At 43.3% G+C, this 25969-nt stretch carries 28 protein-coding genes; 10 read left to right on the forward strand and 18 right to left on the reverse strand.

All coding sequences use genetic code 11. The features are described 5' to 3' along the window. Positions 1–3: 3 nt before the first annotated feature. On the reverse strand, positions 4–594 hold the full coding sequence (locus ACNORC_RS14490) for a hypothetical protein (protein ID WP_418336387.1): 591 nt from the start codon (positions 592–594) through the stop codon (positions 4–6). 169 nt (positions 595–763) lie between these two features. On the opposite strand from ACNORC_RS14490, the gene ACNORC_RS14495 reads away from it, so the two are divergent. The 4 genes from ACNORC_RS14495 (at position 764) to ACNORC_RS14510 (ending at position 4476) form a co-directional block, all read left to right on the forward strand. After that, positions 764–2185 (forward strand): M20/M25/M40 family metallo-hydrolase, encoded by a 1422-nt coding sequence (locus ACNORC_RS14495; RefSeq protein ID WP_418336388.1) that lies wholly within the window; start codon positions 764–766, stop codon positions 2183–2185. A gap of 76 nt (positions 2186–2261) precedes the next feature. After that, the gene (locus ACNORC_RS14500) at positions 2262–3629 is read left to right on the forward strand and encodes an MATE family efflux transporter (protein ID WP_418336389.1); all 1368 of its coding nucleotides are present in this window, start codon (positions 2262–2264) and stop codon (positions 3627–3629) included. 19 nt (positions 3630–3648) lie between these two features. Next, positions 3649–3876 carry a DUF8828 family protein gene (locus tag ACNORC_RS14505; protein ID WP_418336390.1) on the forward strand — a complete coding sequence of 76 codons (228 nt, stop codon included), beginning with the start codon at positions 3649–3651 and terminating at the stop codon, positions 3874–3876. 6 nt (positions 3877–3882) lie between these two features. Beyond that, positions 3883–4476 (forward strand): phosphatase PAP2 family protein, encoded by a 594-nt coding sequence (locus ACNORC_RS14510; protein ID WP_418336391.1) that lies wholly within the window; start codon positions 3883–3885, stop codon positions 4474–4476. On the opposite strand, the gene ACNORC_RS14515 is transcribed toward ACNORC_RS14510, so the two are convergent. Genes ACNORC_RS14515 through ACNORC_RS14525 form a run of 3 tightly spaced genes read right to left on the reverse strand, consistent with a single transcriptional unit; the run spans position 4442 to position 7389 of the window. Next, the gene (locus tag ACNORC_RS14515) at positions 4442–6064 is read right to left on the reverse strand and encodes an ArnT family glycosyltransferase (protein WP_418336392.1); all 1623 of its coding nucleotides are present in this window, start codon (positions 6062–6064) and stop codon (positions 4442–4444) included. The genes ACNORC_RS14510 and ACNORC_RS14515 overlap by 35 nt on opposite strands. Then, positions 6057–6680, reverse strand: a complete 624-nt coding sequence (locus ACNORC_RS14520) for a lipid-A-disaccharide synthase N-terminal domain-containing protein (RefSeq protein WP_418336393.1) — start codon at positions 6678–6680, stop codon at positions 6057–6059. The genes ACNORC_RS14515 and ACNORC_RS14520 overlap by 8 nt, the downstream gene beginning before the upstream one ends. Next, positions 6673–7389, reverse strand: a complete 717-nt coding sequence (locus ACNORC_RS14525; RefSeq protein WP_418336394.1) for a glycosyltransferase family 2 protein — start codon at positions 7387–7389, stop codon at positions 6673–6675. Before ACNORC_RS14525 ends, ACNORC_RS14520 begins: the two co-directional genes overlap by 8 nt. Before the next feature lie 149 nt (positions 7390–7538). On the opposite strand from ACNORC_RS14525, the gene ACNORC_RS14530 reads away from it, so the two are divergent. Beyond that, positions 7539–8480, forward strand: a complete 942-nt coding sequence (locus ACNORC_RS14530) for an NAD-dependent epimerase/dehydratase family protein (protein WP_418336395.1) — start codon at positions 7539–7541, stop codon at positions 8478–8480. Here ACNORC_RS14530 and meaB read toward each other — a convergent pair. Beyond that, positions 8475–9533, reverse strand: coding sequence for a methylmalonyl Co-A mutase-associated GTPase MeaB (gene meaB / locus ACNORC_RS14535; protein ID WP_418336396.1), 1059 nt, complete (start codon positions 9531–9533; stop codon positions 8475–8477). The genes ACNORC_RS14530 and meaB overlap by 6 nt on opposite strands. Positions 9534–9623: 90 nt before the next feature. Between meaB and ACNORC_RS14540 the strand changes: the two genes are divergently transcribed. The 5 genes from ACNORC_RS14540 (at position 9624) to ACNORC_RS14560 (ending at position 13527) form a co-directional block, all read left to right on the forward strand. Next, positions 9624–10061, forward strand: coding sequence for an Ohr family peroxiredoxin (locus tag ACNORC_RS14540; protein WP_418336397.1), 438 nt, complete (start codon positions 9624–9626; stop codon positions 10059–10061). A 260-nt stretch (positions 10062–10321) separates the two neighbouring features. Continuing rightward, positions 10322–10813, forward strand: a complete 492-nt coding sequence (locus tag ACNORC_RS14545; protein WP_418336398.1) for an RNA polymerase sigma factor — start codon at positions 10322–10324, stop codon at positions 10811–10813. After that, positions 10797–11411: a hypothetical protein gene (locus ACNORC_RS14550; RefSeq protein ID WP_418336399.1), complete on the forward strand. Its 615-nt coding sequence runs from the start codon at positions 10797–10799 to the stop codon at positions 11409–11411. The genes ACNORC_RS14545 and ACNORC_RS14550 overlap by 17 nt, the downstream gene beginning before the upstream one ends. Continuing rightward, positions 11392–12798: a nucleoid-associated protein gene (locus ACNORC_RS14555; RefSeq protein ID WP_418336400.1), complete on the forward strand. Its 1407-nt coding sequence runs from the start codon at positions 11392–11394 to the stop codon at positions 12796–12798. Before ACNORC_RS14550 ends, ACNORC_RS14555 begins: the two co-directional genes overlap by 20 nt. A 30-nt stretch (positions 12799–12828) precedes the next feature. After that, on the forward strand, positions 12829–13527 hold the full coding sequence (locus tag ACNORC_RS14560) for a peptidoglycan DD-metalloendopeptidase family protein (RefSeq protein WP_418336401.1): 699 nt from the start codon (positions 12829–12831) through the stop codon (positions 13525–13527). Here ACNORC_RS14560 and ACNORC_RS14565 read toward each other — a convergent pair. From ACNORC_RS14565 to ACNORC_RS14625, 13 genes are all read right to left on the reverse strand, one after another. Continuing rightward, positions 13524–14099: a DUF2911 domain-containing protein gene (locus ACNORC_RS14565; protein WP_418336402.1), complete on the reverse strand. Its 576-nt coding sequence runs from the start codon at positions 14097–14099 to the stop codon at positions 13524–13526. The genes ACNORC_RS14560 and ACNORC_RS14565 overlap by 4 nt on opposite strands. Before the next feature lie 59 nt (positions 14100–14158). Further along, positions 14159–14656 (reverse strand): DUF2383 domain-containing protein, encoded by a 498-nt coding sequence (locus ACNORC_RS14570; protein ID WP_418336403.1) that lies wholly within the window; start codon positions 14654–14656, stop codon positions 14159–14161. 168 nt (positions 14657–14824) lie between these two features. Further along, on the reverse strand, positions 14825–15550 hold the full coding sequence (locus tag ACNORC_RS14575) for a VIT1/CCC1 transporter family protein (RefSeq protein ID WP_418336404.1): 726 nt from the start codon (positions 15548–15550) through the stop codon (positions 14825–14827). Between the two features lie 28 nt (positions 15551–15578). Further along, on the reverse strand, positions 15579–16109 hold the full coding sequence (locus ACNORC_RS14580; RefSeq protein ID WP_418336405.1) for an iron transporter: 531 nt from the start codon (positions 16107–16109) through the stop codon (positions 15579–15581). Between the two features lie 61 nt (positions 16110–16170). Next, positions 16171–16686, reverse strand: coding sequence for a DUF4199 domain-containing protein (locus ACNORC_RS14585; protein ID WP_418336406.1), 516 nt, complete (start codon positions 16684–16686; stop codon positions 16171–16173). Positions 16687–16806: 120 nt separating this feature from the next. Next, positions 16807–20166: a preprotein translocase subunit SecA gene (gene secA / locus ACNORC_RS14590; protein WP_418336407.1), complete on the reverse strand. Its 3360-nt coding sequence runs from the start codon at positions 20164–20166 to the stop codon at positions 16807–16809. Between the two features lie 87 nt (positions 20167–20253). Continuing rightward, positions 20254–20475 (reverse strand): DUF2795 domain-containing protein, encoded by a 222-nt coding sequence (locus ACNORC_RS14595; RefSeq protein ID WP_008272287.1) that lies wholly within the window; start codon positions 20473–20475, stop codon positions 20254–20256. A gap of 141 nt (positions 20476–20616) precedes the next feature. After that, on the reverse strand, positions 20617–21204 hold the full coding sequence (locus tag ACNORC_RS14600) for a cob(I)yrinic acid a,c-diamide adenosyltransferase (protein WP_418336408.1): 588 nt from the start codon (positions 21202–21204) through the stop codon (positions 20617–20619). A gap of 128 nt (positions 21205–21332) precedes the next feature. Continuing rightward, positions 21333–21503: an LPXTG cell wall anchor domain-containing protein gene (locus ACNORC_RS14605; RefSeq protein WP_418336409.1), complete on the reverse strand. Its 171-nt coding sequence runs from the start codon at positions 21501–21503 to the stop codon at positions 21333–21335. A gap of 89 nt (positions 21504–21592) precedes the next feature. Continuing rightward, a complete protein-coding gene (locus tag ACNORC_RS14610; RefSeq protein WP_418336410.1) occupies positions 21593–21757 on the reverse strand; it encodes a hypothetical protein in 165 nt (54 codons plus the stop codon). A 47-nt stretch (positions 21758–21804) separates the two neighbouring features. Next, positions 21805–22509, reverse strand: a complete 705-nt coding sequence (locus ACNORC_RS14615; RefSeq protein WP_418336411.1) for an ABC transporter ATP-binding protein — start codon at positions 22507–22509, stop codon at positions 21805–21807. Between the two features lie 406 nt (positions 22510–22915). Continuing rightward, positions 22916–23833, reverse strand: a complete 918-nt coding sequence (locus ACNORC_RS14620; RefSeq protein WP_418336412.1) for an O-methyltransferase — start codon at positions 23831–23833, stop codon at positions 22916–22918. A gap of 80 nt (positions 23834–23913) precedes the next feature. Further along, the gene (locus ACNORC_RS14625; RefSeq protein WP_418336413.1) at positions 23914–25776 is read right to left on the reverse strand and encodes an ABC-F family ATP-binding cassette domain-containing protein; all 1863 of its coding nucleotides are present in this window, start codon (positions 25774–25776) and stop codon (positions 23914–23916) included. Between the last annotated feature and the right edge of the window lie 193 nt (positions 25777–25969).

Genomic DNA, 25969 nt, shown 5'->3' on the forward strand with positions numbered 1-25969 from the left:
ATCTTAGTTCTCTTTTGGTGGCGGAAAATATCTGAGGAAGTACATTTTATCTCCGCTCGGGTGATCCCACTCATTGAACATCTCAAACCCATAGCGCTGGTAGGCAATACTGATGCGTCTTATTCGTGTTTCGGCATAGATTGGCAACTGCAGTGCCTGTGAGATCTCCATAAAACGGTTTTTCATGTGATAAGCCGTTTTGGCATCATCGCTGCCACGGGCATCACTTATGATCCCCCAGAACCAGCAATAGAGATAGTCTCCTTCTTTTGGCCGTTGCGCTTTTACATACTCTTGCACTTTCATGGCTTTAAGACCTTTTTTGATGCCGGTCACGTTGATGGCCAGCTTAATATCCTGAACAAGATCTTTCCAGAAGTTTTTGTCTTTGCTGTTCGTGCGGAAAAGTATGGCAATACCTTTACCGTCTTCAGAAACAATAAGGGCATCTTTTTCAATGGCTTTTTCCACCATATACTTAGCCAGATAGTTAAAGCGTTTTTCCCTATTAGCGTCATCTTTAACGATCTCCATGGAAGTGGGAATTTCCTGGAGGAGAATGGATACGTTATTGATTATTTCCTGCTTGTTCAAGGTCTTTGAATTTTTCCGAAAGATAAAAAAATGCCGGCAGTTGGAGAGAAAACAGCACTCTAATTGTCGCGAAGTAAAAGGCCTCTGTCACAGCTTTTTAAAAATAGTTGAAAATCAGAAGCTTTTTGGAATGGTTTTTTATTTTTGTTTTTCCAAATCACTGGATACCATGAAAAAATTGAACACCCTATTACTGATCTTTACTTTCACTCTTGCAGGTTTTGCACAGAATAATTCCGTTAGTGAAGATTCCCTAATGCTTCGGAAGTTATACGAGCAGTCACTTTTAAACGGAAAAAGTTATGAGTGGCTTGATCATTTATCTAATAACATCGGAGGAAGGCTTTCAGGATCAGTAAATGCTGAAAGGGCAGTAAAATATACCAAAGCGGAGTTGGAGAAGCTCGGCCTGGACAAGGTATGGTTACAGCCGGTAATGGTTCCGAAGTGGACCAGAGGAGTACAGGAGTATGCTTATGTGCAGGTTGCCGAAGGAACTACCACCCCAGTTAACATTACAGCTTTGGGAGGTTCGGTTGCGACGCCTGAAACAGGACTTCGCGCCGAGGTGGTTGAAGTACACGGGCTTGAAGAACTCGCCTCGCTGGGGAAAGAAAAACTTGCAGGAAAGATCGTGTTTTACAACCGGCCAATGCAACCTGATGTCATACATACTTTTGAAGCCTATGGAGGTTGTGTGGATCAACGATACTCGGGAGCTGCAGAGGCTGCCAAGTACGGCGCAGCTGGGGTGATCGTGCGGTCTATGAGCCATAAGATCGATAAATATCCTCATACCGGTTCAATGAGTTATGGAGAACTCCCTGACGAGAAAAGAATTCCGGCAGCAGCCATCAGTACCCAGGATGCCGATTATCTCAGCAGTATGCTAAAACTCAATAAAGACCTTTCTTTCTATTATAAAATGAACTGTAAGAACTATCCCGATGTAGAGTCTTACAATGTGATAGGAGAGATCACAGGTAGTGAAAATCCTGAAGAAATTATTGTAGTAGGTGGGCACCTGGATTCCTGGGATCTCGGAGATGGATCTCACGATGATGGGGCAGGTGTAGTACAATCTATGGAAGTCCTTCGTTTGTTTAAGGAAAGCGGGATCACTCCTAAAAAGACCATTCGTGTAGTACTGTTTATGAACGAGGAGAACGGACTTCGTGGTGGTAAAAAATACGCTGAGGTGGCTACAGCTAAAAATGAAAACCATGTATTCGCATTGGAAAGTGATTCGGGCGGATTTACCCCTCGCGGATTTTCTTTTGATGCTTCCCCACAGCAGTTCCAAAAAGTACAGAGTTGGGAGCCTCTTTTCAAGCCATACCTTATCCACTATTTTGAGCTTGGTGGCAGCGGTGCCGATATTGGTCCTCTAAAAGGTGGAAATACAGTCCTGGCAGGTCTTCGTCCGGATTCACAGCGGTATTTTGATTATCACCATGCTGCTACAGATACTTTTGAAGCGGTGAATAAAAGAGAGCTTGAATTGGGAGCGGCAACTATGGCTTCCCTGGTATATCTGGTAGATAAATATGGTTTTGATTCTATTCAAAATCAGCCCGACATTCTAAAATAAAGCTCACAAAGAAAACCGGAATTAATTCCCGCCGGCCCTTAAACTTTTTATCTTTGCAGCCTTAAAACACGAAAGGGTGCAACTAACGGCCTATACCAAAGAATTTAGTAAGAACCTTCATATTGCCTATCCCGTAATGCTCGGGCAACTGGGGCATGTGATGGTGGGCCTGGCCGATAATATTATGGTGGGCCAGTTGGGAGCAGCACCTTTGGCAGCCGTTTCTCTAGGAAATAGTCTGGTCTTTATTGCCCTTTCCCTGGGAATCGGATTTTCTTTTGCCATCACTCCGCTTATTGCTGAAGCAGATGGTGCCGGAGATATTGAGACCGGAAAAAGCTATTTTCACCATGGGGTCATCATGTGTGGGATCAATGGTATCTTTCTTTTTTTATTGCTGTTATTAGCGAAACCGATCCTATACCATCTGGATCAGCCGCCCGAAGTAGTGGAACTGGCTATACCATACCTCGAGATCGTCGCTTTCTCTATGATCCCGTTAATGATCTTCCAGGCCTACAAACAGTTTGCTGATGGCTTGTCTCAAACCAAATACGCTATGTATGCCACCCTTATTGCTAACGTGGTAAACGTAGTATTCAATTATTTGCTCATTTACGGGATCTGGATCTTTCCGAGACTGGAACTTGAAGGAGCAGCTATTGGCACTTTGATCTCGCGGTTTTTTATGCTGTGGTTCGTGTGGGAGATCCTGCGGCGAAAGAAGAAGTTCAGGCAGTACTTTATCTGGTCCAGAAAAGAACTGCTTAGAATTGATATCTTCAAAAGGCTTTTTTCACTGGGCTTTCCAACCGCTTTGCAGATGCTGTTCGAGGTAGCCATTTTTACGGCGACAGTATTCCTGGCCGGGACTTTGGGTACCAATCCGCAGGCAGCAAACCAGATCGCGCTGAACCTGGCATCTATGACCTTTATGGTGGCTGTGGGATTAGGAGTGACGGCTACTATTAGAGTGGGAAATCAAAAAGGAAAAGCTAATTTTTATGACCTGCGCCGTATCGCTTTTTCTACCTTTTTACTTGTCTTTTTGATCGAAGCTGTTTTTGCGGTAGCCTTCATTCTTCTCAAGAACTGGCTTCCCACCTTGTATATAGATGATGTGGAAGTCATATTGCTGGCCGCCCAACTGCTCATAGTTGCAGCCCTATTCCAACTTAGTGACGGATTACAGGTTGTAATTCTCGGAGCCTTACGCGGACTGCAGGATGTAAAATTTCCTACCCTCATTTGTTTTGTGGCCTATTGGATCATCGGTTTTCCGGTATCTTTTTACCTGGGTAAAGAAGAGGCACTGGGGAGCATGGGTATCTGGTTTGGATTACTGGCAGGATTATCTGCTTCTGCATTAATGTTGTATCTTCGATTCAATTATTTGAGTAAAAAATTACTGGTTTCTGCGGAAGTCGAAGCCGTCAATTACTAATATCAATCTTTACGAGTAGATGGAGTTTCCTAAATTTCTCTTGGGCGATAACACAGATTATCCCGATGCAATTTTTATAGTTCACACCGAATTTCCACGGTTCATCCTCAATCTTGAGAATGATGAGGTGGAGTGGCTGGAAGATTTTGATGCTTCCGATGAAAAGGAACTGGCTTCTGAAGCTGAAGGCCTTATTCAGCAGGCTACCGAATTTTACGATCGGGAAATTAGCCGTTACGAAGAGTAGTCTGGAATGGAGCAGCTGGTACAAATAGATCAGGAGCTTTTTCTGTTTTTGAATAACCTGGGAAATTCCAACTGGGATTCTTTCTGGAATTTGGTCACAGATAAAATAAGTTCTATTCCGTTCTATGCACTGCTCTTGTACCTCCTGTACCGAAGCATTGGTCTCAAAAAGACCTTTTTGACCCTCCTGCTTGTGGCGGTGCTTATCACCTTTACAGATCAACTTGCGAACCTGTTCAAGCACGGGTTTGAAAGGCCACGACCTTGCAGACAGGAAGGCGTGATGGAATACGCTCGATTTGTGGCCGTGCGATGTGGACGCTACGGATATTTTTCTGCTCATGCGGCCAGTTCTGCAGCTTTGGCCGTATTTATGGGATTGATCTTGCGACCGTTCTGGCGCGGAATCTTTTTTGTCCTTGTAGGTTGGGCTTTACTGGTTTCCTACAGCCGGATTTATGTGGGGGTTCATTATCCCGGGGACATACTAACCGGATGGATAATTGGAATCCTCCTTGGTTGGCTCTTCTATAAGTTGCAAAAATACCTTCTGAAAAAGTACTTTTCTAATCCCTCTTCTCCAGCACATAAAACTTCCTGATCAACCGGTCTTTATAACCTGATTTTTCCGGATGCACGTAGTTGAGATCATATCTTTCCGTGGAAAGAATTTGATATTGCTGCTGCAGCTGTTTTACAAAACTGCTGTCTTTTTCATTTATCAGAAGTCCGAATTTAGCTTCGGTAGGTAGTTGCGGTGCTTCTCTGTCAATCTGCGGAATGGGTTTACCATATTCCCAGATCATTTCGGGGGTTTCATTTCCATATTCATACACCGGCAGTTCTTCTGCTTCCGCTTTTTTCCGAAGTTCGGCGATATTGTTGAAGTCCGGGTTTTGCAAAAAGGCATTTGAAAGAGGAAATCCAAAGACAATTATTCCGCAGATAAAGGCGACGGTGAGGTAGAATACTTTTGGATATTCCTGCTTTTTCAGATAGAAAATAATTGCAACACCGGTTCCAAACAGAAAAACTGAAGTGGCGATATACCAGAACCAATAGCCTTCAAGGCGCAGAACGAACAAAGCGGCCACCGGAAAAGCAATTCCTATCAGGGCAATAAGCCCGTGGTTGAAATAGACCACCCACTTTTCCTTTGCCGGCAATTCCCGGAATTTTCTGAAGAGATATTCAATATAGAAACTCGTATTTAGAGCCATTGGGATAAGGACCGGTAACAGGTATCTCGATTTTTTTTCAGGAATAACAGAAAGCAGCACCACGGCTCCCAGGGTCCAAAAAAGGGAAAAAAGATATGCTTTCTTATTGCTTACCCTTTTCTTGAGGTACGGATATAGCAAAGCGACAAAAGCAGGAATGGTCCAGATCCCGCTTTGGGTGAAAAAGCTCCAATAGTAATAGAACGGCCGCACATTATAATTGGTCCACCGGGTGGCTTCACGGGAAGTGATCTCCATAAAGGAAACCGGATCTGCCAGGCGTACATAGATGAACCACCAGCTTCCGATTGTCAAGGCCAGCAGAATGAGGAATGACAGCGGAAGCCACTTTTGCTTCAGGTCCTGATATTTGTAAACTATTCCGTAGGAAATAAGGAATGGCAGCAACAGAGCGTATAGCGAAACCGGACCTTTGCTCAAGATTGAAAAGCCCAGGAACAGGGCAGCCAAAAATGCATTTTTCCAGAGCTGTTTTGAACCGGTGAAGAACTCCCACATGTAAAAGATCGCGATCATCATAAACGAATGGGTGAAAATATCCCACTGCCCGTTTCGTCCCATGAAGATGATATAAAAAGAGGAAGCGAGGATGAGGCCGGCCAAAAAAGCCTGTTTTTTGCTCACCTGTAATTTCGGGATAAACTGGTAGAAAAAGTACAACAGCAAAAGCGTAACAAGTGCTGCCGGCAATCTCATGGCAAAAAGACTTTTGAAGCCAAAGATAAGTCCGCTTAGGGCGGTGAGCCAGGTTGGCAGAGGTGGCTTTTCATACCGGGGTTGGTCATTAAGGGTAGTAAGTAGCCAGTTGTGGTGCTGGGCCATTTCCCGGGCAGTAATGAAATTGCGCGCCTCCATGATGTTCACGTAAATGGTGTCCAGGTGGGCGAAAAAAATAAGCACTCCCACTCCCAGGAGTGGAAGGAGGTAATTTTTGAAGTTTTCAGGCATATTCTTTTCTGCTTAGAATAATATTTCTCAGGTAGATGATACTTCCCATGAGGTGACCAATAAGGAGTACGGGATCTCTTCTTATCACGGCATAGATGAGAATGAGTGACGCCCCCGTTAAACTAAGGATCCAGAAGCCAAGCGGAAGAATGGATTCCTGCATCTTTTCAGAATAGATCCATTGGTAAATAAACCGGAAGGTGAAAATCACCTGGGCTCCGGAACCAAGGTACACTAGCCAGAGGGGGATAGCTTCGTTAAAAAGAAGCTTCTGTATATCGTATGTATTGTTGTTATAGGAATAGATAAATAGAAGGACCGGGAACACATACACGAACACTCTTAGGCCTTTTGACAGTTTCTTCCACTCACCCTGTAACTGAATATTCCTGATATAAATGAAATAGGTGAGGGCCTGACCAAGCATTATGGAAAAGTCATCCCGCAGGTATCCATAGACGAAAAGCAGAAAAGAGGCGAAAAGAGAAACTTTCCAAAAGTTAGTCGGAGTGAGAACTTTTTTTTCTTTTTCAGAAGCGATCCACTGCATGACCAACCGAGCAGAGAACAGCAGTTGGGCAGTAAATCCTATGGCATATACATACCAGCTACTCATTTTTCCTGTTCACAGTGTAGTTTATGTAGTTGCTCTTCATCCATAAATAAGCGAAACAATCCACAAATGGGCCTACCAGCCTGTTAAGCAGGTGAAATTTTGCTTTTCCGGCTATTCGCGGGTAATGCCGCACCGGCACCTGTTTGATCTTTCCCTTTTGCAATAGGATCATAGCCGGTAAAAACCGGTGTAAGCCTTTAAACATCGGTATGCGTTTGGCATAATCGGCTTTGATGACCTTTAAAGGACAGCCGGTGTCATCCATGCCATCATGCGTAAAACTGCGCCTGATGCCGTTGGCGATCAAAGAGGACATATTTTTCTTAAAAGAGTCTTTTCTGTTCGCCCTTAGTCCGGTGACCAGATCATATTCCCCAATATGCTCAAGGAGAAGGTCAAAATCCTCAGGATCTGTCTGCAGATCAGAATCAATATAACCTATTAACGGAGTTTCAGCGTAATCAAAACCTGCTTTAATGGCAGCACTTAGTCCGCGGTTTTCCTGAAAAGAAATGAATTTAAAATCTTTGTTGCGGGCAGAAATTTCTTCTACCAGCTGCAGGCTGTTATCGGTAGAGCCGTCATTGACAAAGAGAACACAGGATCTAACGGGTGCTTTTTGGAGGTAATTTCCCAGTTCCTTTTCCACGCGAAGAAGGTTCTCTTCTTCATTGTAAAGGGGAACTATAATCGTAAATTGGTAGTCCATTTAAAGTTTGGTATGCCGTGCAAATGTATTAATAATTGTACACCTATATTTCCTTCAAAAGGCTTTTGAGCGGTTTTTAAGGAAAAAGCTTGTTAATTTGCACTTATACCAATCACTCCGGAAATTGCTTCGGAAAGAAAATATTTCACATGAAAGTACTCGTGACCGGCGCTGCCGGATTTATTGGTTCTCATGCAGCAGAACGCCTTCAGCAGGAAGGATATACGGTGACCGGAGCAGACAATTTTTCCGATTATTATGACGTTTCCCTAAAAGAGTTGAATGCGAAGGCAATTCACGAAAAAGGAGTGGAAATTATCAGAATGGACCTTCGTAATTCCGAAGAATATTCAAAACTTTCAAAAGATTTTGACTTCATAGTACATTTCGCCGCTCAGCCGGGGATCTCCGCTTCCAGTACTTTCGAGGAATACTTTGGCAACAATGTCATTGCAACCCAAAATCTATTGGAATTCGCACACAAAAATAAATCTTTAAAACACTTTTTTAATATAGGAACCTCTTCGATCTATGGTCTGGAGGCAACTTTCCCGGAAACAGTAGCGCCCAAACCTGCTTCCTGGTATGGGGTTTCTAAACTGGCGGGAGAACAACTGGTACTGGCAGAAAGCAGGGGAGACAAATTAAAGGCCTCCTCATTGCGATTATATTCGGTTTACGGACCACGGGAAAGACCGGAAAAGCTTTATACTAAGCTCATCGCCTGTGCTTTTAAGGACGAAGCATTTCCTATTTATGAAGGCAGTGAGAACCACCTGCGGAGTTTTACTTATGTAGGGGATATTGTGGATGGCATTTTTAAAGCCATTGAGCAGCACGAGAAGTTGAATGGGGAGATCATTAATCTTGGGGCAGATGATGAGAACAAGACCGGCGAAGGTATTGAGCTGGTTGAGGAATTGTTAGGCAAACGAGTGCGGCTGGAAGTGGTTCCTAAGCGCGCCGGCGACCAATCCCGTACCCTGGCCGATATTACAAAAGCGAAAAAATTGCTGGGATATGAACCCCAGACCACTCTGCGGGAAGGCCTGAAGCATCAGATAAAGTGGTATAAGGAGAATTTTCTATAAGTTCCTGTATTTTTCCAGAAGAAGAGCAGCTGCCTCAAAAGGTGTAGTTTCATTACGTTCTATAGCCTTTAATTGCTTCGGAAGCAGTTCCTTTATCTCAGGATGCTGGTAAAACCTGTTTTTCAAAGCTTCATTGATGGTTTGCAATAGCCAGAATTTATTCTGTTCCTGTCTATTGTGCTCAAAAAAGCCATTTTTCTTAACCTTTTCCTCGAAAGAGCTGATGAGCTCCCAAACTTCTTCGATACCTTCCCTGTGCAAAGCGCTGCATAAAAGCACCTGAGGCTTCCAGCCATTCTCCTTTTCGGGATATAGATGCAGAGCCCTTCGGAATTCTGATCTGGCTCTTTCAGCAGGACGTTTATTCTCAGCATCTGCCTTGTTGATCACAATAGCGTCGGCCATTTCCATAATCCCTCTTTTGATTCCCTGCAGTTCATCGCCGGCACCGGCCAGTTTTAGAAGCAGGAAGAAGTCGGTCATGCTGTGCACCGTGGTTTCACTTTGTCCAACCCCTACGGTTTCTATCAGCAAGGTGTCAAAGCCGGCAGCCTCACAAAGAATGATGCTTTCTCGGGTCTTTCGTGCAACGCCACCCAGGGAGTCGCCCGATGGTGAAGGTCGAATAAAGGCATTTTTGTGGTTTACCAAAGTTTCCATTCTGGTCTTATCTCCCAGGATACTTCCGCGGGAAACTGTACTGGTGGGATCTACGGCTAACACAGCTACTTTCTTTCCTTTATCTGCCAGGTAGCCTCCAAAAGCTTCAATAAAAGTACTTTTTCCCACCCCGGGAACTCCGGTGATCCCTATTCTTATAGAACGGTTGGCATGTGGCAGGCATTTTTCCAACAACTCAGCTGACTTTTCCTGCTGCTTCGGATTGTTATTTTCAACCAAAGTGATCCCCCTACTCAAGGCCGATTTATCGCCATTGATGATCTGATTGTAAAGCTCATCCACCTTAAGTTCTTTTTTTCGGAAATTCCGGATGTTCTTTGCCACGTTGGGATTGACTTCAGAAGAGGGCTTGTTTCCTGCAGATTCGTTCAAGGCTGATTTTTTGCTCAATGTGACAATTAATTTTTAAGTGGAGATCTTCTTTGTATATTGAAGTACTAAATTAGTAAAATAAATAGCACTATGAAGACATTGTATACCGCTGTTGTCACCACTACCGGAGGTCGTGAGGGCTACGTTACCAGTGACGACGGAATCCTGGATATGAAATTAAGCATGCCAAAGGAACTTGGAGGAAAAGGAGGGGATAATACCAATCCTGAACAATTGTTCGCAGCGGCTTATTCTGCCAGCTATAGCAGCGCCCTTAAAGTGGTTGCGGGAAAGCACGATATTGATCTGGGAGACTACAGCGTAACCGCTACTGTTGAGATCGGTAAACCGGAAGAAGGCGGCATGGTACTTTCAGTCATCCTTGATGCCTATTTACCCGAAGCCAGTGTTGAAACGGGAGAAATGCTCGTAAATGAAGCTTACGAGATCTGCCCTTATAGCCGCGCGACTGAAGATAATATCGATGTTACTCTCAACCTGATGCTGGCTGAGGACGAGGAAGAATAAAGAAATAAATTTTTGGATACTCAAAAGAAGCATTTTTTAATGCTTCTTTTTTTTTGTCCCGGGCTCAGGGAGCCTTTAAAATCAACATTTTTAAGAAATCTGATTAACTTGCAGTTAGAAAAAATCACTAAAAAATTTAATTTTTTTGAACCTTTTTGCAACGCGGGAAAATTCCTGTCGTCTTTAAAGTGAACAGCAACCAAAAGATGATACAACATCAATTAATAGAAGCTTGCAGACAAAACAATCGCCGGGCTCAAATGAAGCTCTATAACAAGTATTGTGAGGGCATGTATTTCGTAGCCAGGCGGTTCATTGAAGATTCGTTTGAAGCTGAAGATGCGATGCAGGAGGCTTTCGTAAAGGCCTTTGAGAAACTGCATCAATTTACCGGGGAAGTCACCTTTGGTGCCTGGTTAAAACGGATAGTTATCAATAAATGTCTTGATAAGCTCAAGGCCCGCAAACTGGAGACATTGGCAATTAACGAGCAAGTCCTGGGAACGGTAGAAGAGGAAGAAGACTGGTCAGTGAATGACGGTATAGGCATAGAGGAAGTAAAAAAGAGAATGCAGCAACTTCCCGAAAAATATAAATATCCCCTGATGCTTTACCTGCTCGAGGGATATGATCACGAAGAAATTGCAGAAATTCTGGGAATCACAAAGGTTGCATCGCGCACACTGGTTCACAGAGGAAAGAAAAAATTACAGGAAGAACTTAAAGATCTTAGAAATGGCACAGGATATTAGAAAAATGTTTCAGGAAGACAAAGGCTTTCCTGAAGACAAGCTTAAAAAAGGCCATCAGCATCGTTTTGAAGCGAGGCTGGAAAAGGCTCTTCCGCAGGAGAAAAAGAGTGGCAGGAATAGTTTTCTGTTCCTGAAAATAGCTGCCGTGATGGTAGTGGCCCTTGGAATTAGTTTCTTCCTGCTGTCTCCAAACAATATGTTCGAAGGAGAACAGGTCGTAGAAAATACTCTGGAGGTAGAAAATGTAACTCAGGAGGAAGTGCCGGTTACAAAGGAATATCAGTTGAGTGACGTATCCCCTGAATTTAAAAAGATCGAGAACTTCTATCTCGCCAGCCTCAACATTGAACTAGCTAAACTGGAAGTGAATGATGAGAATCGTGCCCTGGTAGATTCTTTCATGGCTCAACTGGCCGAACTGGATAAAGAATACAAAAGATTAAATGCAGAGATACAGGAGTCAGGGCTTAACGAAAGCAGTGTGGAAGCAATGATCTCCAACCTGCAACTGCGCCTCGAACTACTGTTCAAACTAAAAAGTAAGATCAAAGACATCAATCAATCAAATACAAAGAACTATGAAAACCTCAAAGCTTAAATACCTGATCATTTTGCTCCTGTGTTCCACGGTAGCAGTGGCACAAACCAGGAAACTGGACAAGACGTACAAGACCAATAAAGATGTTACTGTAAACATCGATTCCAAACACACCAATGTGGTGGTGGAATATTGGGATAAAAATGAAGTCCGTGTGGAGGCCCTGCTGGAAACTTCGGGTACCGATAAAAAAGCTACTGAAAAAGCTTTGGCAGGCTGGAATTTATCTACCAGTGCTACTGCCAGCGAAGTGAAGATAAACTCTTCAGGAGGAATGAGTCTGGATAATTTGGACTTTGCCGGACTAGAGGGACCTTTATCGCAGCTTCCGGAAATGCTGATGCCCCTTCAGGATATGATGGCACCCATACTTGAAAGTATAGCCAACAATCCTATTCCACCTGAAGCTTTTGCCAACATGGGAGACATGCATTTTGATTACGAAGCCTACCGCAAAGAAGGGGATAAATACCTCAAAAAATGGGAGGCCAAAATTGAAAAGAATTTCGGGAAAGACTTTGAAAAGTCAATGGAAGAATGGGCTGCAAAGTTCGAGAAAGATTCTGCCCTCTGGAAAAAACATGCCCTTGTCATGGAAGATTTCGGAGAGAAATTTGGGAAGGATATGGAAAAATGGGGCGAGCAGTTTGGAAAGGACATGGAGAAATGGGGAGAACAATTCGGAAAAGATATGGAGAAATGGGCTGCCGATTTTGAAAAACAGGTCGAAGAAAAATATGGTGACTCTAAGGGCAAGGTCATTGTGATCGATTCTGATGAAATGAAAGCCAAAAAGACCCTGAAGATAACGATGCCAAAAAATGGAAATCTGAAGCTGAATGTACGCTATGGAGAAGTGAAACTTTCCGGAACCACTAACAACCTGCAGGGGCAGCTTTCTCACAGTAAATTCTATGCTAATTCTGTTACAGGTGACAAGACCGATTTAAAAGTGGCGTATACCCCGGTCAAGGTCAATACCTGGAATTACGGGAAACTAAATGCTTCTTATGTGCAAGAATTCACAATTGATAAAGTGGTGAGCATTAAACTCACTTCAAATTCCAGTGATGTAAAGGTGAAACACCTGGCAGACAACGGAATTTTTAGAGGCACTTTTGGTGAGTTGACCATCAACGAAGTTGCTCCGGCTTTCAACAGTATTGACATTGTTCTTGAGAATTCCGATCTAAAACTGGACCTGCCAGAAGTAGCTTATAATTTTCACTACAGTGGCAACAAAAGCGAGGTGAAACTTCCTCAGGGCATTTCAGTGAAATCGAGTAAATCCTACGATAACCAAAAACTGGACGGCTACAATAAGAACAAGAATGCCAACGCTTCTGTATCTATAAGCGCGAGTTTTAGTGACGTATTGCTGAAGTAGTTTTCATAAACTACATTTGGCAAAAAAAGAATGCAGGAAAAAACTTTTTCTGACCTTATCGCCGGCCTCACTACTGGTTTTACTCCGGTAGTCGATGCCGGTTTTTTTGTGGAAGATTATGTTCCAATAGATCTTTCCGTCAACAATCCCGAACTTCAGGAAGCGGAGTTAACCTCGGCGTCAGAATATTCTATTTTTCTTCGGAAGTTTCTGGAGGAGAAACAGAAAAAGGTAGCTTTTGGGGGTTACAATGAAAAACGGGGACTTTATAAAAGAAGTGCTCTTTTTTCAACTCCTGTAGAGGAAGACCTGATTCGAAATGTCCATTTGGGAGTAGACATTTGGGCAGAGGAGGGGACTGCTGTGCTGGCTGTTCTGGATGGAACCGTTCATAGTTTTCAGGATAACAATAATTTCGGAGATTATGGGCCAACTATCATTCTTAAACACGAATTTCAGGATCTGAGCTTTTATAGCCTTTATGGGCATTTGAGCCGAAATTCTTTGGCTCATTTTAAAGCAGGACAACAGGTAAAAGCGGGGGAGAAGATCGGCGAGCTTGGCGGGCCTTCCGAAAATGGGGATTATGCACCTCATTTACATTTTCAGATAATTCGTGACCTGGGCACTCAAAAAGGGGATTTTCCGGGGGTAGCCTGTAAAAGAGACCTGGAAAAATTTCTCTCCAACTGTCCTGATCCTAACTTGCTGTTAAAGATACCCTCTTAAGAAGCTGAAGGATCTGTGGCCTGTTTTAAGGGTACCTTGATAAGGGTTTGATCCCAGTACAGGTTCATAATGATGAGTTCATGTTCCTCAGAAAAATCGATGGTGAACTGCTCAATCACCTCTTCCAGTTTCTTTACGGGAACTTCAATTGTCAACACATCGTATTGGGCTATTCGCGAAGGAATTTTGTCGGAAGTTATTCCCCAGGGATACATCTCAGAATTAAAGATCACTTTCCAGGATTCTTCCATGGGAATGGTCCATAAAGTATATTTCCCGGCAGCTAAAAGGGAGCCGTCTACAAGTATATCTTTATTAGTGTAGAAAGTAGTCGCTTCATTTGCGCCTGTACGCCAAACTTCATTGTAGGGAACTAGTTTTCCGAAGATCTCGCGGTCCTTTTTGTAAGGGCGATTATAGAAAACCTCCAGCTCCAGATTCCCTTTTTGGAAGGTTACGGTTTCTTCGGGGCTGTAGGATTTGGTATTCATCTTAAAGATGAAATACGGAACCAGTATGGCAACAGCTATAATGGCCAAACCCAGGAAACTACGCTCCATTGTTTTTCTCATGCCTGAATTTAAGCAAAATAAAAAAAAACTCCACCGTTTCTGGTGGAGTTTTGGAATCTTTACATGGCTTTGAGTTTTCTTACCCGTGGTCTGTTTTGAGGATCGAGAGCTTGTTCCCCGGTCCTGAATTTTTCAGCAGTTTCAAGGGACTTTAAAATAATGTTCTTTTGCCTTTTCAATACCTGAAGAATTTCTTTTGGGAATTTCTTTTCATCAAGGATCTCATCATAGAGCTTCAGATTTTCTTCATCTCTTTCCCGGCACTTTTTAAGTAATTTCAAAGGGCGGTGTTTGGTGAGTGCCTTTTTTTCCTGTCTCCAGTCGCGGTCCAGATTTCCTTTTTGTATCCATTCTTTAGCGGGCTCCACCCCGGCCTGTACCAGTTGCTCAGAAATTTCATAACTGAACCTGTTGCGGTTCACACTCTCATGATTGAAAAACCGCTTTAATTCTACCTGTTGTACATCTTCGCCGGCATTATAATATACCCGTTCGGCTTCAAAGCTTTGGGTAAGAAGCCAGTTTAACTTCTTGAATTTAGAGTAACGATCTTCCATAGGTTAACCTTTTAAAATGAAATCCTAAGATACCGAGGGAAGTGGATTTCACTCTGCTAATCAAGTGTTAAATCGCTGATTTTTAATACAATATTCAGGAATTTTTAAGAAAAGAAATAAAACCTTAAGATTTTTTACATATAGAATTTTCCTACTGCCTCTCCCTCTTTACATAAGTACTTTTTCAAGGACATCCCCAACATAGTAAGCCAGTATCGCAGCAAGACCCCCAAGTAACAAGGTTTCTCCAATGCCAATTAGAATATTCTTTTCATTCACAATACTCTTAAGGCTTCCTACTATCGCGAGTGCTACAGCTGTTAAAATACAGGAATAAAGAAACAGCTGAGCTTGTATACCCGGACCACTATCGGCGAAGAAATAGGAGAGGAGCGGAACAGAACCTACAATCACAAAACTCATAAAAGTTACTCCTGCGGTCTTATAAGGCGCTTTATCACTTTTCACCATCTCCAGTTCCTCCTTCATCATGGTGTCTACCCATACATCCTTGTCTGCAGTTATGACATCCACTACCTTTTCAAGCAGCTCTCCCTTAAAACCTTTTGCTTCATAGATCTCACGGATCTCCTGAACCTCGCGGTCCCTCAGGTTCTCAATTTCCCAATATTCCACTTGCCGGTGTTTTTCAAAGTTGTCACGTTCGGCTTTGGTAGAAAAGAAATTGCCGACAGACATTGAAAATCCATCCGCAATAAGATTTGCGAGGCCGAGAATGATCACTACAGTGATTCCCAGGCTTGCGCCTTCTGCTCCTGCTACCACTGCAAAAGTGGTAATGGCGCCGTCAATTCCTCCATAGACAAATTCAGCTATGTAATCTTTGTTGAAAAATAATAGTTTCTCGCGGGAATGAAGTTTTGTTTCCTGCATGACAGGGGGCTATTAATGGTTAGTTAGTTTATTCCGGTCCATGAGGTTCCCTTCCGGTTTCCATTTCAATTTCAATGGTCACATTCACATCTTTTTCATAGCGCTTTCCTTTGATCTCATCATGCCGGTGGAATTCCGGTGCGGGGATGTCGATCTCCACATTGTATTTTCCGTCTTTTGGGATCTTAAAGAAGGCCCCGTAGTGTAATAAAAAAGGATGCCACAAAAACGGGAAGTCTGTTTCTACAATGAGGTTCTTATCTTCATCATAGACCTTTCCTTTGATCTTTAATCCCGGAATGAAGCGCTTGTCTTTTTTGTCCCTTACAACGATCTCAAGGTGGGTATTATAACCTTCCTTCGGAGTTTTCCACTTGAGTTCTCCTCCTTCCAGCTGATAGGTTCCCTCAGCCTCTTCAGAAGCCAGGCTTATGATATAATCATCTATCTCTTTTTCGGCATGGTTATCTATACTTTTCATGTAATCCAGAGCGGCAGAATATGCTTTCCCCTGGTTTGCTGCCAATTCTTTCTTTTTTTCATTGTCCTCGATCTTCATATTTTCAAATTTGTGGTTAATTACTTCCTGTTAATTTAAAAATAAGAAGCTGCTTTTACTGCTAAATGCCTGTTAAATCTGGGCTTTTGGAAGGTGAGCTTTCTTTCCTCCTCATTATTAATGCGGCAATGGCAGAAGTGATCACTCCTGACAAAAGGGCAAACATTGTACTTTGCAGGATGTAATTGTTGAGGTTGAAAAAAGCTTCAGCTTCTTCCCGGCTTCGTTCCCCTGTTTGAACCGTATATTCGATCATGTTCGGGAAGTATTCCGGAGAGATCCAGACACTGGTCAGATATTGCGCCAGGGGCGTAAGAATGGTCACAACAAAAGTCAAAATGAGACCGGCGATAAAACCCTGTTTCCAGCTCATAATACCGTGGTAGTAATTCCTTCGCTTGTCATAAAGCGCAAGTAAATAAACTCCTATGGCTACAATAGCGAAGAAGTTGGTGTAGAAGGCATGCTGTTCGATCCGTTCATCGTGAAGGCCAAAAAAGCGTTCTCCGAACATCCAAACAAGCATGGTGAGAATAAAGATTATTCCCCATTTGATCTCAATGCTGTACTTTTTCATGAGGTTGGATTTTAGATGGTTATATTAAAATTAATTAAAATTCCCGCTCCTTTTCCTAAATGCATAAAAAAACCCGGGGCAAAAGCCCCGGGTTATCATCATTTTGATCAATTTTATATTTTATTCGTCTACAAGCACCCAGTCACCTTTATCGAGTAACGGAATAGCCTGTTTGAATTTCATAGTCTTGTTCTCACCGCTCATTACATTTTTGATGGTCACCTTATCGTTCCTGCCGATCTTTGGACGTTCTCTTGTAATGGTTTCGGTAACCTGAGGTCGCTGACGCTGGGTTTGTCCCGCTGCACGGCTTTGTGCGGCCCTTTCATCCATATTCGGAATTTCTTCCTTAGTGGTTTCCAGCTTTTCACGACGTTTCGGTTGTCTGGCTTCATGAATGTTCTGCGGATTCGGTGCAGGTAATTCCCCTTTGAACAGGAAGCTGATAACATCCTTGTTCACCTGGTCTAGCATTACCTTGAACAGTTCAAAGGCTTCAAACTTATAGATAAGTAATGGATCCTTTTGTTCGTGAACTGCGAGCTGAACACTCTGCTTCAATTCATCCATTTTTCGGAGGTGGGTTTTCCACGCGTCGTCAATAATGGCTAAACTGATGTTCTTTTCAAAGTCGGTAACTAATTGCTTTCCTTCAGATTCGTAGGCCTTCTCCAGGTTTGTTACCACCTGCAGGGTCTTGACACCGTCGGTGAAAGGAACTGAGATCCTTTCAAAGTTATTGCCTTTATCTTCCCACACCTGCTTGATCACCGGGAAAGCAGATTCTGCACTGCGCTTCATTTTCTCCAGGTAGTGCTCGTATGCCGCTTTGTAAACCACTCCGGCAATTTCCTGAAAATCCATTTTTTCGAAATCTTCCTTAGAAATAGGAGAGCTCATCGAGAAATAACGGATCAATTCGAATTCGAAGTTCTTGAAGTCACCGGCCAGTTTGTTGGTTTCTGCAATATTTTCCGAAGTATCATAGATCATGTTGGCGATATCAACACGTAATCTATCTCCAAAAAGGGCATGGTAACGACGTTTGTAAACCACCTCTCTTTGAGCGTTCATCACGTCATCATACTCCAGAAGTCGCTTACGAACACCGAAGTTATTCTCTTCCACTTTTTTCTGAGCCCTTTCAATGGACTTGGAGATCATTGAATGCTGAATTACCTCACCTTCTTCAAGGCCCATTCGGTCCATCAGCTTTGCGATCTTTTCAGATCCAAAGAGACGCATCAGGTTATCTTCAAGAGACACATAGAATTGGGAGCTTCCCGGATCACCCTGACGTCCGGAACGTCCTCTTAACTGCCTGTCAACCCTTCTGGAATCATGACGCTCTGTACCAATTATGGCAAGACCGCCGGCTTCTTTGACCTCCGGGGTAAGTTTAATATCGGTACCCCGACCTGCCATATTGGTGGCAATGGTCACTACTCCGGGATTTCCGGCTTCGGCAACGATATCAGCCTCTTTCTTGTGCAGTTTCGCGTTCAGTACGTTATGCGGTACATTTCGAAGCTTCAGCATCCTGCTGAGCAATTCTGAAATTTCCACAGAAGTGGTACCGATCAGAACAGGACGCCCAGCTTTGGAAAGCTCAGTTACCTGTTCGATCACCGCATTGTATTTTTCTCTTTTGGTCTTGTAAACAAGATCTTCTTTATCTTTTCTGGCAATTGGGCGGTTTGTTGGGATCTCAACCACATCAAGCTTGTAGATCTCCCAGAATTCACCTGCTTCTGTAACGGCTGTACCGGTCATACCGGCCAGCTTACGATACATTCTGAAGTAATTCTGAAGGGTTACCGTAGCAAAGGTCTGGGTGGCATCCTCGATCTTCACATTTTCCTTGGCTTCTATCGCCTGGTGAAGTCCGTCACTGTAACGACGACCTTCCATGATACGACCGGTCTGCTCGTCTACGATCATGACCTTATTGTCCATCACCACATATTCAGTGTCTTTTTCGAACAATGTATAGGCTTTCAACAGCTGGCGCATGGTGTGGATACGTTCACTTTTCACACTATACTCGCGGAAAAGCTCCTCTTTTTTCTCAGCCTCTTCTTCTTTGGAAAGATTTTCTTTTTCGATCTTCGCGATCTCCATGCCTATTTCTGGCATGACAAAGAAATCAGGATCATCTTTACCTGAAAGGTATTCAATACCCTTGTCGGTAAGGTCTATTTGATTGTTCTTTTCCTCTATGGTGAAATACAATTCAGCATCAACCTTCGGCATTTCGCGGTTGTTGTCTTGCATGTACTGATTTTCCGTTTTTTGAAGCAGTGCTTTTACACCTTCTTCACTCAGGAATTTAATAAGAGCCTTGTTTTTCGGAAGTCCGCGATAAACTCTTAGCAGTTGGAATCCTCCTTCTTTAGTATCTCCTGCGGCGATCAGTTTTTTAGCTTCCGCCAGGACCCCGGTCAAATATTTTCTCTGTACGTCGACAATATTGGCTACAGCCGGTTTCAGTTGCTCAAATTCGTGAACGTCCCCTTTCGGAATAGGTCCTGAAATGATCAATGGCGTACGGGCATCATCAACCAGTACCGAATCCACCTCATCGACTATCGCGAAATTATGAGGTCGCTGCACCAGGTCATCTGGTGAGTGCGACATATTATCACGCAGGTAATCAAATCCAAATTCGTTGTTGGTTCCGTAGGTGATATCGGCATTATAGGCTTTTCTTCTCGCAGCTGAGTTAGGACGGTGATAATCTATACAATCCACACTAAGTCCATGGAACTGGAAGAGCGGAGCCATCCAGGCGCTATCTCTCTTTGCAAGGTAATCGTTCACCGTTACCAGGTGAACGCCATTGCCGGTAAGCGCGTTGAGGTACATTGGTAAAGTAGCCACAAGGGTCTTACCTTCACCTGTCTGCATCTCGGCAATTTTTCCCTGGTGCATGGCGACACCACCAATAAGCTGCACATCATAATGCACCATATCCCAGGTCACCGGTTTTCCGGCTGCATCCCAGGAGTTGTTCCAGATAGCATGGTCACCATCAAGATTTACGTAATCTTTTTCTGCGGAAAGTTCCCTGTCATAAGCAGAGGCGGTCACCTTCAGCTGTGGATTAGCTGCAAAACGCTTTGCAGTTTCTTTTACTGTAGCAAAGGCTGCCGGAAGGATCTCATTGAGTACTCCTTCAGAGATCTCATAAGATTTCTCCTTAAGTGCGTCTATTTCGGCGTAAATATCTTCTTTTCGGCTAATATCTTCAGAGGCGTCTGCTTCGGCATTCAGGCTTTCTATCTGCTGGTTCACTTCCTTCAGCGCTTCCTGAATTTTGTTTTTGAAGCCGGTTGTTCTGGCTCTAAGTTCGTCCAGGGAAAGGGCCTCATATTCTTTTTCCAGTGCGAGTATTTTATCGACGATAGGTTGGATTTCCTTAATGTCCTTTTTGGACTTGTCGCCAACAAAAACTTTTAATACTGAATCTAAAAAACTCATAAGTTTTGTGGTTTAATAATGTCAAAGTTACGCAAAAAAAAAGCCTCACTTCTGAGACTTTTTTCTGCTATTTATTGTGGTATGCTTTTAATATTCATCTTCATTCCAGAGATAATCTTCATCGGTAGGATAATCTGGCCAGATCTCCTCGATTGAATCATAAGAATCTCCTTCATCTTCAATGGCCTGTAGGTTTTCAACAACCTCCAGCGGGGCGCCCGTGCGGATGGCGTAATCAATTAACTCATCTTTTGTCGCGGGCCACGGTGCATCACTAAGATAGGATGCTAATTCTAATGTCCAATACATCGGTTAATCGGTTTAAATTTTTGCAAAAATAATTTTTTTGACGAGATAGTCAAGAAAAAAATCTTTTTTTTCATTAATGTTAAGAACGTTTTTCTGAAAACTCTAAAATTGATCAGGATTTTGAAGTTTAAGAAATCTAGGTCATTTTCGTCTTTCAGGATCCTTTTTAGGGATCCATTGAATTTCCTTGGCCTGCAAATCTTTAGACAACTTTCGTGCCAGCACAAAGAGGTAATCACTTAACCTGTTCAAATATTGTAAAACAAGTGGATCGAATGCTTCTGCGTTATGAAGAGCAGCAGCTAATCGCTCAGCACGACGGCATACACAGCGGGCAATGTGACAAACTGACACGGTTTGATGTCCGCCGGGAAGGATGAAGTGTGTCATAGGCGGTAGCTCTTCGTTCATGCTGTCCATTTCCTGCTCCAGCAGCTCAATATCTTCAGTAGATATCTTCGGAATATCGAGACGTTCCTTTCCGCTCTTTAAGATGGCTTTTTCGGGGTCGGTTGCTAAAATGGAACCAATTGTAAAAAGGCGTTCCTGTATTTGCAGCAGGATCTCTTCAGAATGTTCGTCGATCTTCTGGTCACGAAGCATTCCGAGATGAGAGTTAAGTTCATCGACCGTGCCGTAACTGTCAATGCGAATGTGATGCTTGGGCACACGGGTGCCACCAAAAAGGGCAGTAGTGCCTTTGTCACCGGTCTTAGTATATATTTTCATGAAATTTCCTTGTCAAGTTTGGGCCGAGTTTGTCTGACCTTCAGTTTTTATAAAAAGCTAAGGTAAGAAATATCGCAGGGAAAGAAAGAGTGGAAAATAATTTGAGGTCTGCCTTCAAAAATGGCCTTTTACACTACCTCTCTATTTTTCTTCTTCACCTTGAACTTGCTGCTGAGGGAACGTCTTTCTTCAAGTTCCTTTTTTCTCCTTCTACGGCTTCTGAAGTAAAAGACAAAAGACAGAATGATGAAGATGATCCCCAGGTACAGGTAAATTTGATTTGTTACGGAAATGTCCATGGGAACAGGCTTTTAATTCTGTTCTTAAAGTACTGAAAAACAGCTTGTAAATCCAGAAATTTAACAAAGAAAAAATTCGGGGTGGAGAATTATTTGCGTCTGTTTTTTCGCTTTTCGTGGTACCGGTTTCTGAAGTTCCTGTTCTTCTTTTGTTCTCTGTTTTTGGTGGTTTGTATTCTGTTCCAAAGGAAAAAAGCAAGAAAGACCACGATGATCACCAGGTAAAGTAAAAGGTCCTTATCGAAAAAGTTCATTTTAGAAAGGCATTTTTTGAAGGGGAGAGGATCCTTCCGCACAAAAATTATTCAGTTCTTAATTCTGCAACCTGTTTTTCGTCACTTTCAACCATTCCGTCTCGCAGGCGGATAATGCGGTGCGCATGTCTCGCGATATCTTCCTCGTGGGTCACCAGGATCACTGTGTTTCCTGCCTTGTGAATGGCGTCAAACAGGTTCATGATCTCTACGGAAGTCTTGGAATCCAGGTTTCCGGTAGGTTCATCGGCCAGGATAATGGAAGGGTGATTCACCAGGGCACGGCCTACAGCCACCCTTTGACGCTGCCCTCCCGAAAGTTGGTTGGGGCGGTGGTCCATACGGTCAGCCAGACCAACATCTGCAAGAACCTTTTCTGCCCGTGCCTTTCGTTCTGCTTTTGAAGCCCCTGCGTAGATCATTGGCAGTGCGACATTGTCAAGAGCGGTGGTACGTGGCAACAGGTTAAAGGTCTGAAAAACGAATCCGATCTCTTTGTTCCTGATCTCGGCCAGTTCATTGTCGCTCATTTTGCTCACGTCATTCCCATTTAGAATGTACTGACCTGAAGTTGGCGTATCCAAACAGCCCAGCAGGTTCATCAAAGTTGATTTTCCCGAACCGGAAGGCCCCATAAAAGCTACATATTCCCCTTTGCCAATGTCGAGGTCTATGCCTTTGAGGACTTTTACGGTCTCCTGTCCCAGGGCAAAATCCCGGGTAATTTTTCTGATCTTGATTACGCTGCTCATAGAAAGAATGTTGTCACTACGTAAGACGCAATTTACACAGATTTGTTACAAATCAATTAATATGAAATTCCAAAATACAAGCGCCAAATTCCAATTGTTGTCAAAAATGTCATATTTGGATATCATTCCTTTGTAATCATGGCAAATTCAGCCAGTGACTAATGGCCAACAGCTAATAGCTAAAAAGCTTCAAGAAAAGATTCTTCACTCCGCTGCGCTGTGTTCAGAATGACAGATTCTGTCATTCCGACGAAGGAGGAATCTCTTAAGAAATCAGATGCCAAATCCTGTTACTTGCTTCCAGTCAAATTTACCACTATTCGGAGAAAGAAGAGACCCCTCGACTTCCTGCCTACCGACAGGCAGGCGCTCGGGGTGACATTACTTTAGGAAATTTCTGTCGTTCTTAGACCCTTATCGTAAAATGCTCTTTTTCCTGTTCTCTTCGGAAGAAGACGAATCCCCAGGAAAAAGTATCGATAGTCACTCTAACTGCAGGATGAGCTTTTATTTCTTCCCAGGCTTCTTCCATTTCTTTTGACCAGTGAATGTCGTCAAAGATGAAAACCGAATCATTATGTGCAGTTGGCAACAATTTTTCGAAGTATTCTAAAGTGGCTTTTTTCTGGTGGTTCCCGTCGAAGTAGATGAGGTCGTAGGTTTGAAGGTTGCGGGTTACGGGTTGTGGGTTCCCGGTTGTCGGTTGTGGGTTGTCGGTTGTTGGTTGATGGGTGTCGGTGGCCTGTCTCCGGCTTTCTTTTTTTAAAGAATCGGAATTTGGAATTTGGAATTTGGAATTTCCGCCTTCTGACCACTGACCACTTTCCCCTAAGACCTCTTCAAATCTTCCAATCTTAAGTTGAATATTATCGAATCCGAATTCTTGAAATTTCTCCTTCGCTATTGCAGCGGTTTCGGGGCAACCTTCTATGGTAGTGATCTTCACGGGATTTCCTGCCGCCATTGCTGCAGTGCCAATTCCCAGGGAAGTACCTAATTCAAGTGCCTGATCTATCTCGAGGTAGCGCACCAACCGATTCAGCAGTCGGGCGCGTTTAGCAGAAATTCCAACTGTTTTTGCCATTTTTGACACCTCACGTACATTTGATTTAAATACTCTGCTACCGGCTCCAAAATCCTGGACCTGTATCTTCCTTTTATCCTTCAGCAGGCTTTTTCTGTACTTCTTTAAGACATCATAAACAGGATATTTTTTCCTGTCATAAAAGCATTTAGTGATTAAATTATAAACGAACGGGGAATGCACCCCATGCTGATTAGTGGAGCGGAGAAGGAATTTTATGTAAGCAGATACAATGAACAATTAACAATGAACAATTAACAATGAACAATTAGCAGAATTAGTGATTTCCTGATCAACTAATCCCGATTAACCAATCCCGATTATTCAACTTTAGAACCGAGTTCGAACCACCTCTCCGTTTTAATTTCGATCTCGTCCTCGATCTTGCTCAATTCCATAGAGGTCTTAGCGATCTCATCGGGATTGAGTTCCTGTAAAAATTTCTGCTGCACCTCTTCCTTCTTTTTCTCCAGGTTATGGATCTCCCGTTCCAGCTTCTGATACTCTTTTTGTTCGTTATAGGTCAGGCCGGTAGAAACATTTTCCTTCTTCCATTCCTTTTTTGAACTTGTTTCTTCAGGTTTAGCGGCAGGTTCGGGTTCCTTGCTGGCTTCGTATTCGCGATAGTCGGTGTAATTCCCGGGGAAATCTTCTATTTCGGTATTTCCTTTAAAGACAAAAAGGTGGTCCACAATTTTATCCATAAAGTACCTGTCGTGAGACACCACTATCAGGCACCCCGGAAAGTCGAGGAGGAAATTCTCCAGCACGTTGAGGGTGACAATATCGAGATCATTGGTGGGCTCATCCAGGATCAGGAAATTCGGATTCTGAATAAGAACGGTGCATAAATAAAGCCTTTTTCGCTCCCCGCCACTCAACTTCTCTACATAATCATACTGCTTCTTCCGGTCAAAAAGGAAACGTTCCAGCAGTTGCTGAGCAGAGATCTGTCTTCCTTTTTTCAGCGGAATGAAATCTCCAAATTCTCTTATCACATCGATGACCTTCTGTCCTTCCTTGACTTCAATTCCCCTTTGTGTGTAATAACCGAATTTAATGGTCTCTCCAATAACTATTTTTCCGGAGTCAGGTTTTACTGCACCCGTTAAGATGTTCAGAAAAGTAGATTTTCCCGTGCCGTTCTTTCCAATTACTCCAAGACGATCTCCGGGTTGAAAGTTATAACTGAACTTGTGCAGCAGCTCCTTATCGCCGAAGCTTTTTGAAATATTATGGAGTTCAATGATCTTGTTCCCCAGGCGTTCCATATTGATCTCCAGTTGCACCTGGTGATCTTTTCTCCTTTTACTGGCCCTGTCTTTGATTTCATGAAAATCATCGATACGGGATTTAGATTTGGTAGTACGCGCTTTTGGCTGGCGCCGCATCCAATCCAACTCTTTTTTGAAAAGTTGTTTGGCCTTATCTGTATTGGTCTGTTCCAGGGCAATACGCTCCTCCTTTTTGCTGAGGTAATAGGAGTAATTCCCTTTGTAAGTATAGAGATTGCCGTCCTCCAGTTCCACGATCTCATTACACACCCGTTCCAGGAAATAGCGGTCGTGAGTGACCATGAAAATGGTGAAATTCTCTTTTCTGAAGAATTCTTCCAGCCACTCGATCATATCCAGGTCAAGGTGGTTGGTAGGCTCATCCATGATGATGAGATCGGGTTTGTTAAGCAACATGGATGCCAATGCCAGTCGTTTCTTTTGTCCGCCACTCAGGCTGCCCACCGAAGCGTGCAGATCTTCCAGTTTCAGTTTGAAGAGGATCTGTTTATAGGTAGTCTCAAAATCCCAGGCCTGGTGTGCTTCCATCTGTTCAAAAGCCTTCTGATAAGCATCGGCATCATCGGGATTCTCCAAAGCTTTTTCATAGCGTTCGATCACCTTCAGGATCTCATTGTCTGAAGCGAATATGGTTTGCTCTACCGTCAACTTTGGATCCAGGTTGGGCTCCTGCGGAAGAAAGGCGGTGGTAATATCTTTCCGGAAGACGACCCGTCCGGCATCAGGATTATCTGCTCCCGAAAGAATATTGAGCAGGGAAGTCTTTCCCGTTCCGTTCTTGGCTACAAAGCCTACTTTTTGACCTTCGTTAATTCCGAAGGAAATTCCTGAGAACAATTCCCGCTCCCCGTATGCTTTGGCTATGTTTTCAACCGATAGATAATTCACGCAGTTCTTTTTTGCAAAAGTAACCAAAACAATGAGCAATGAACAAAGGACATGGAACAATGAACAATTATCAATGAGCAATGAGCAATGAACAATGAGCAACGAACAATGAGCAATGAACAATTATCAAATACCAAATATTGTTTCATGTGTTGGCCGATTCTCCGGTCAACCTCTAACGAACAACAGGTCG

It is taken from the genome of Salinimicrobium soli, from assembly GCF_048323655.1.
In the GTDB taxonomy this organism is placed as follows: domain Bacteria; phylum Bacteroidota; class Bacteroidia; order Flavobacteriales; family Flavobacteriaceae; genus Salinimicrobium; species Salinimicrobium soli.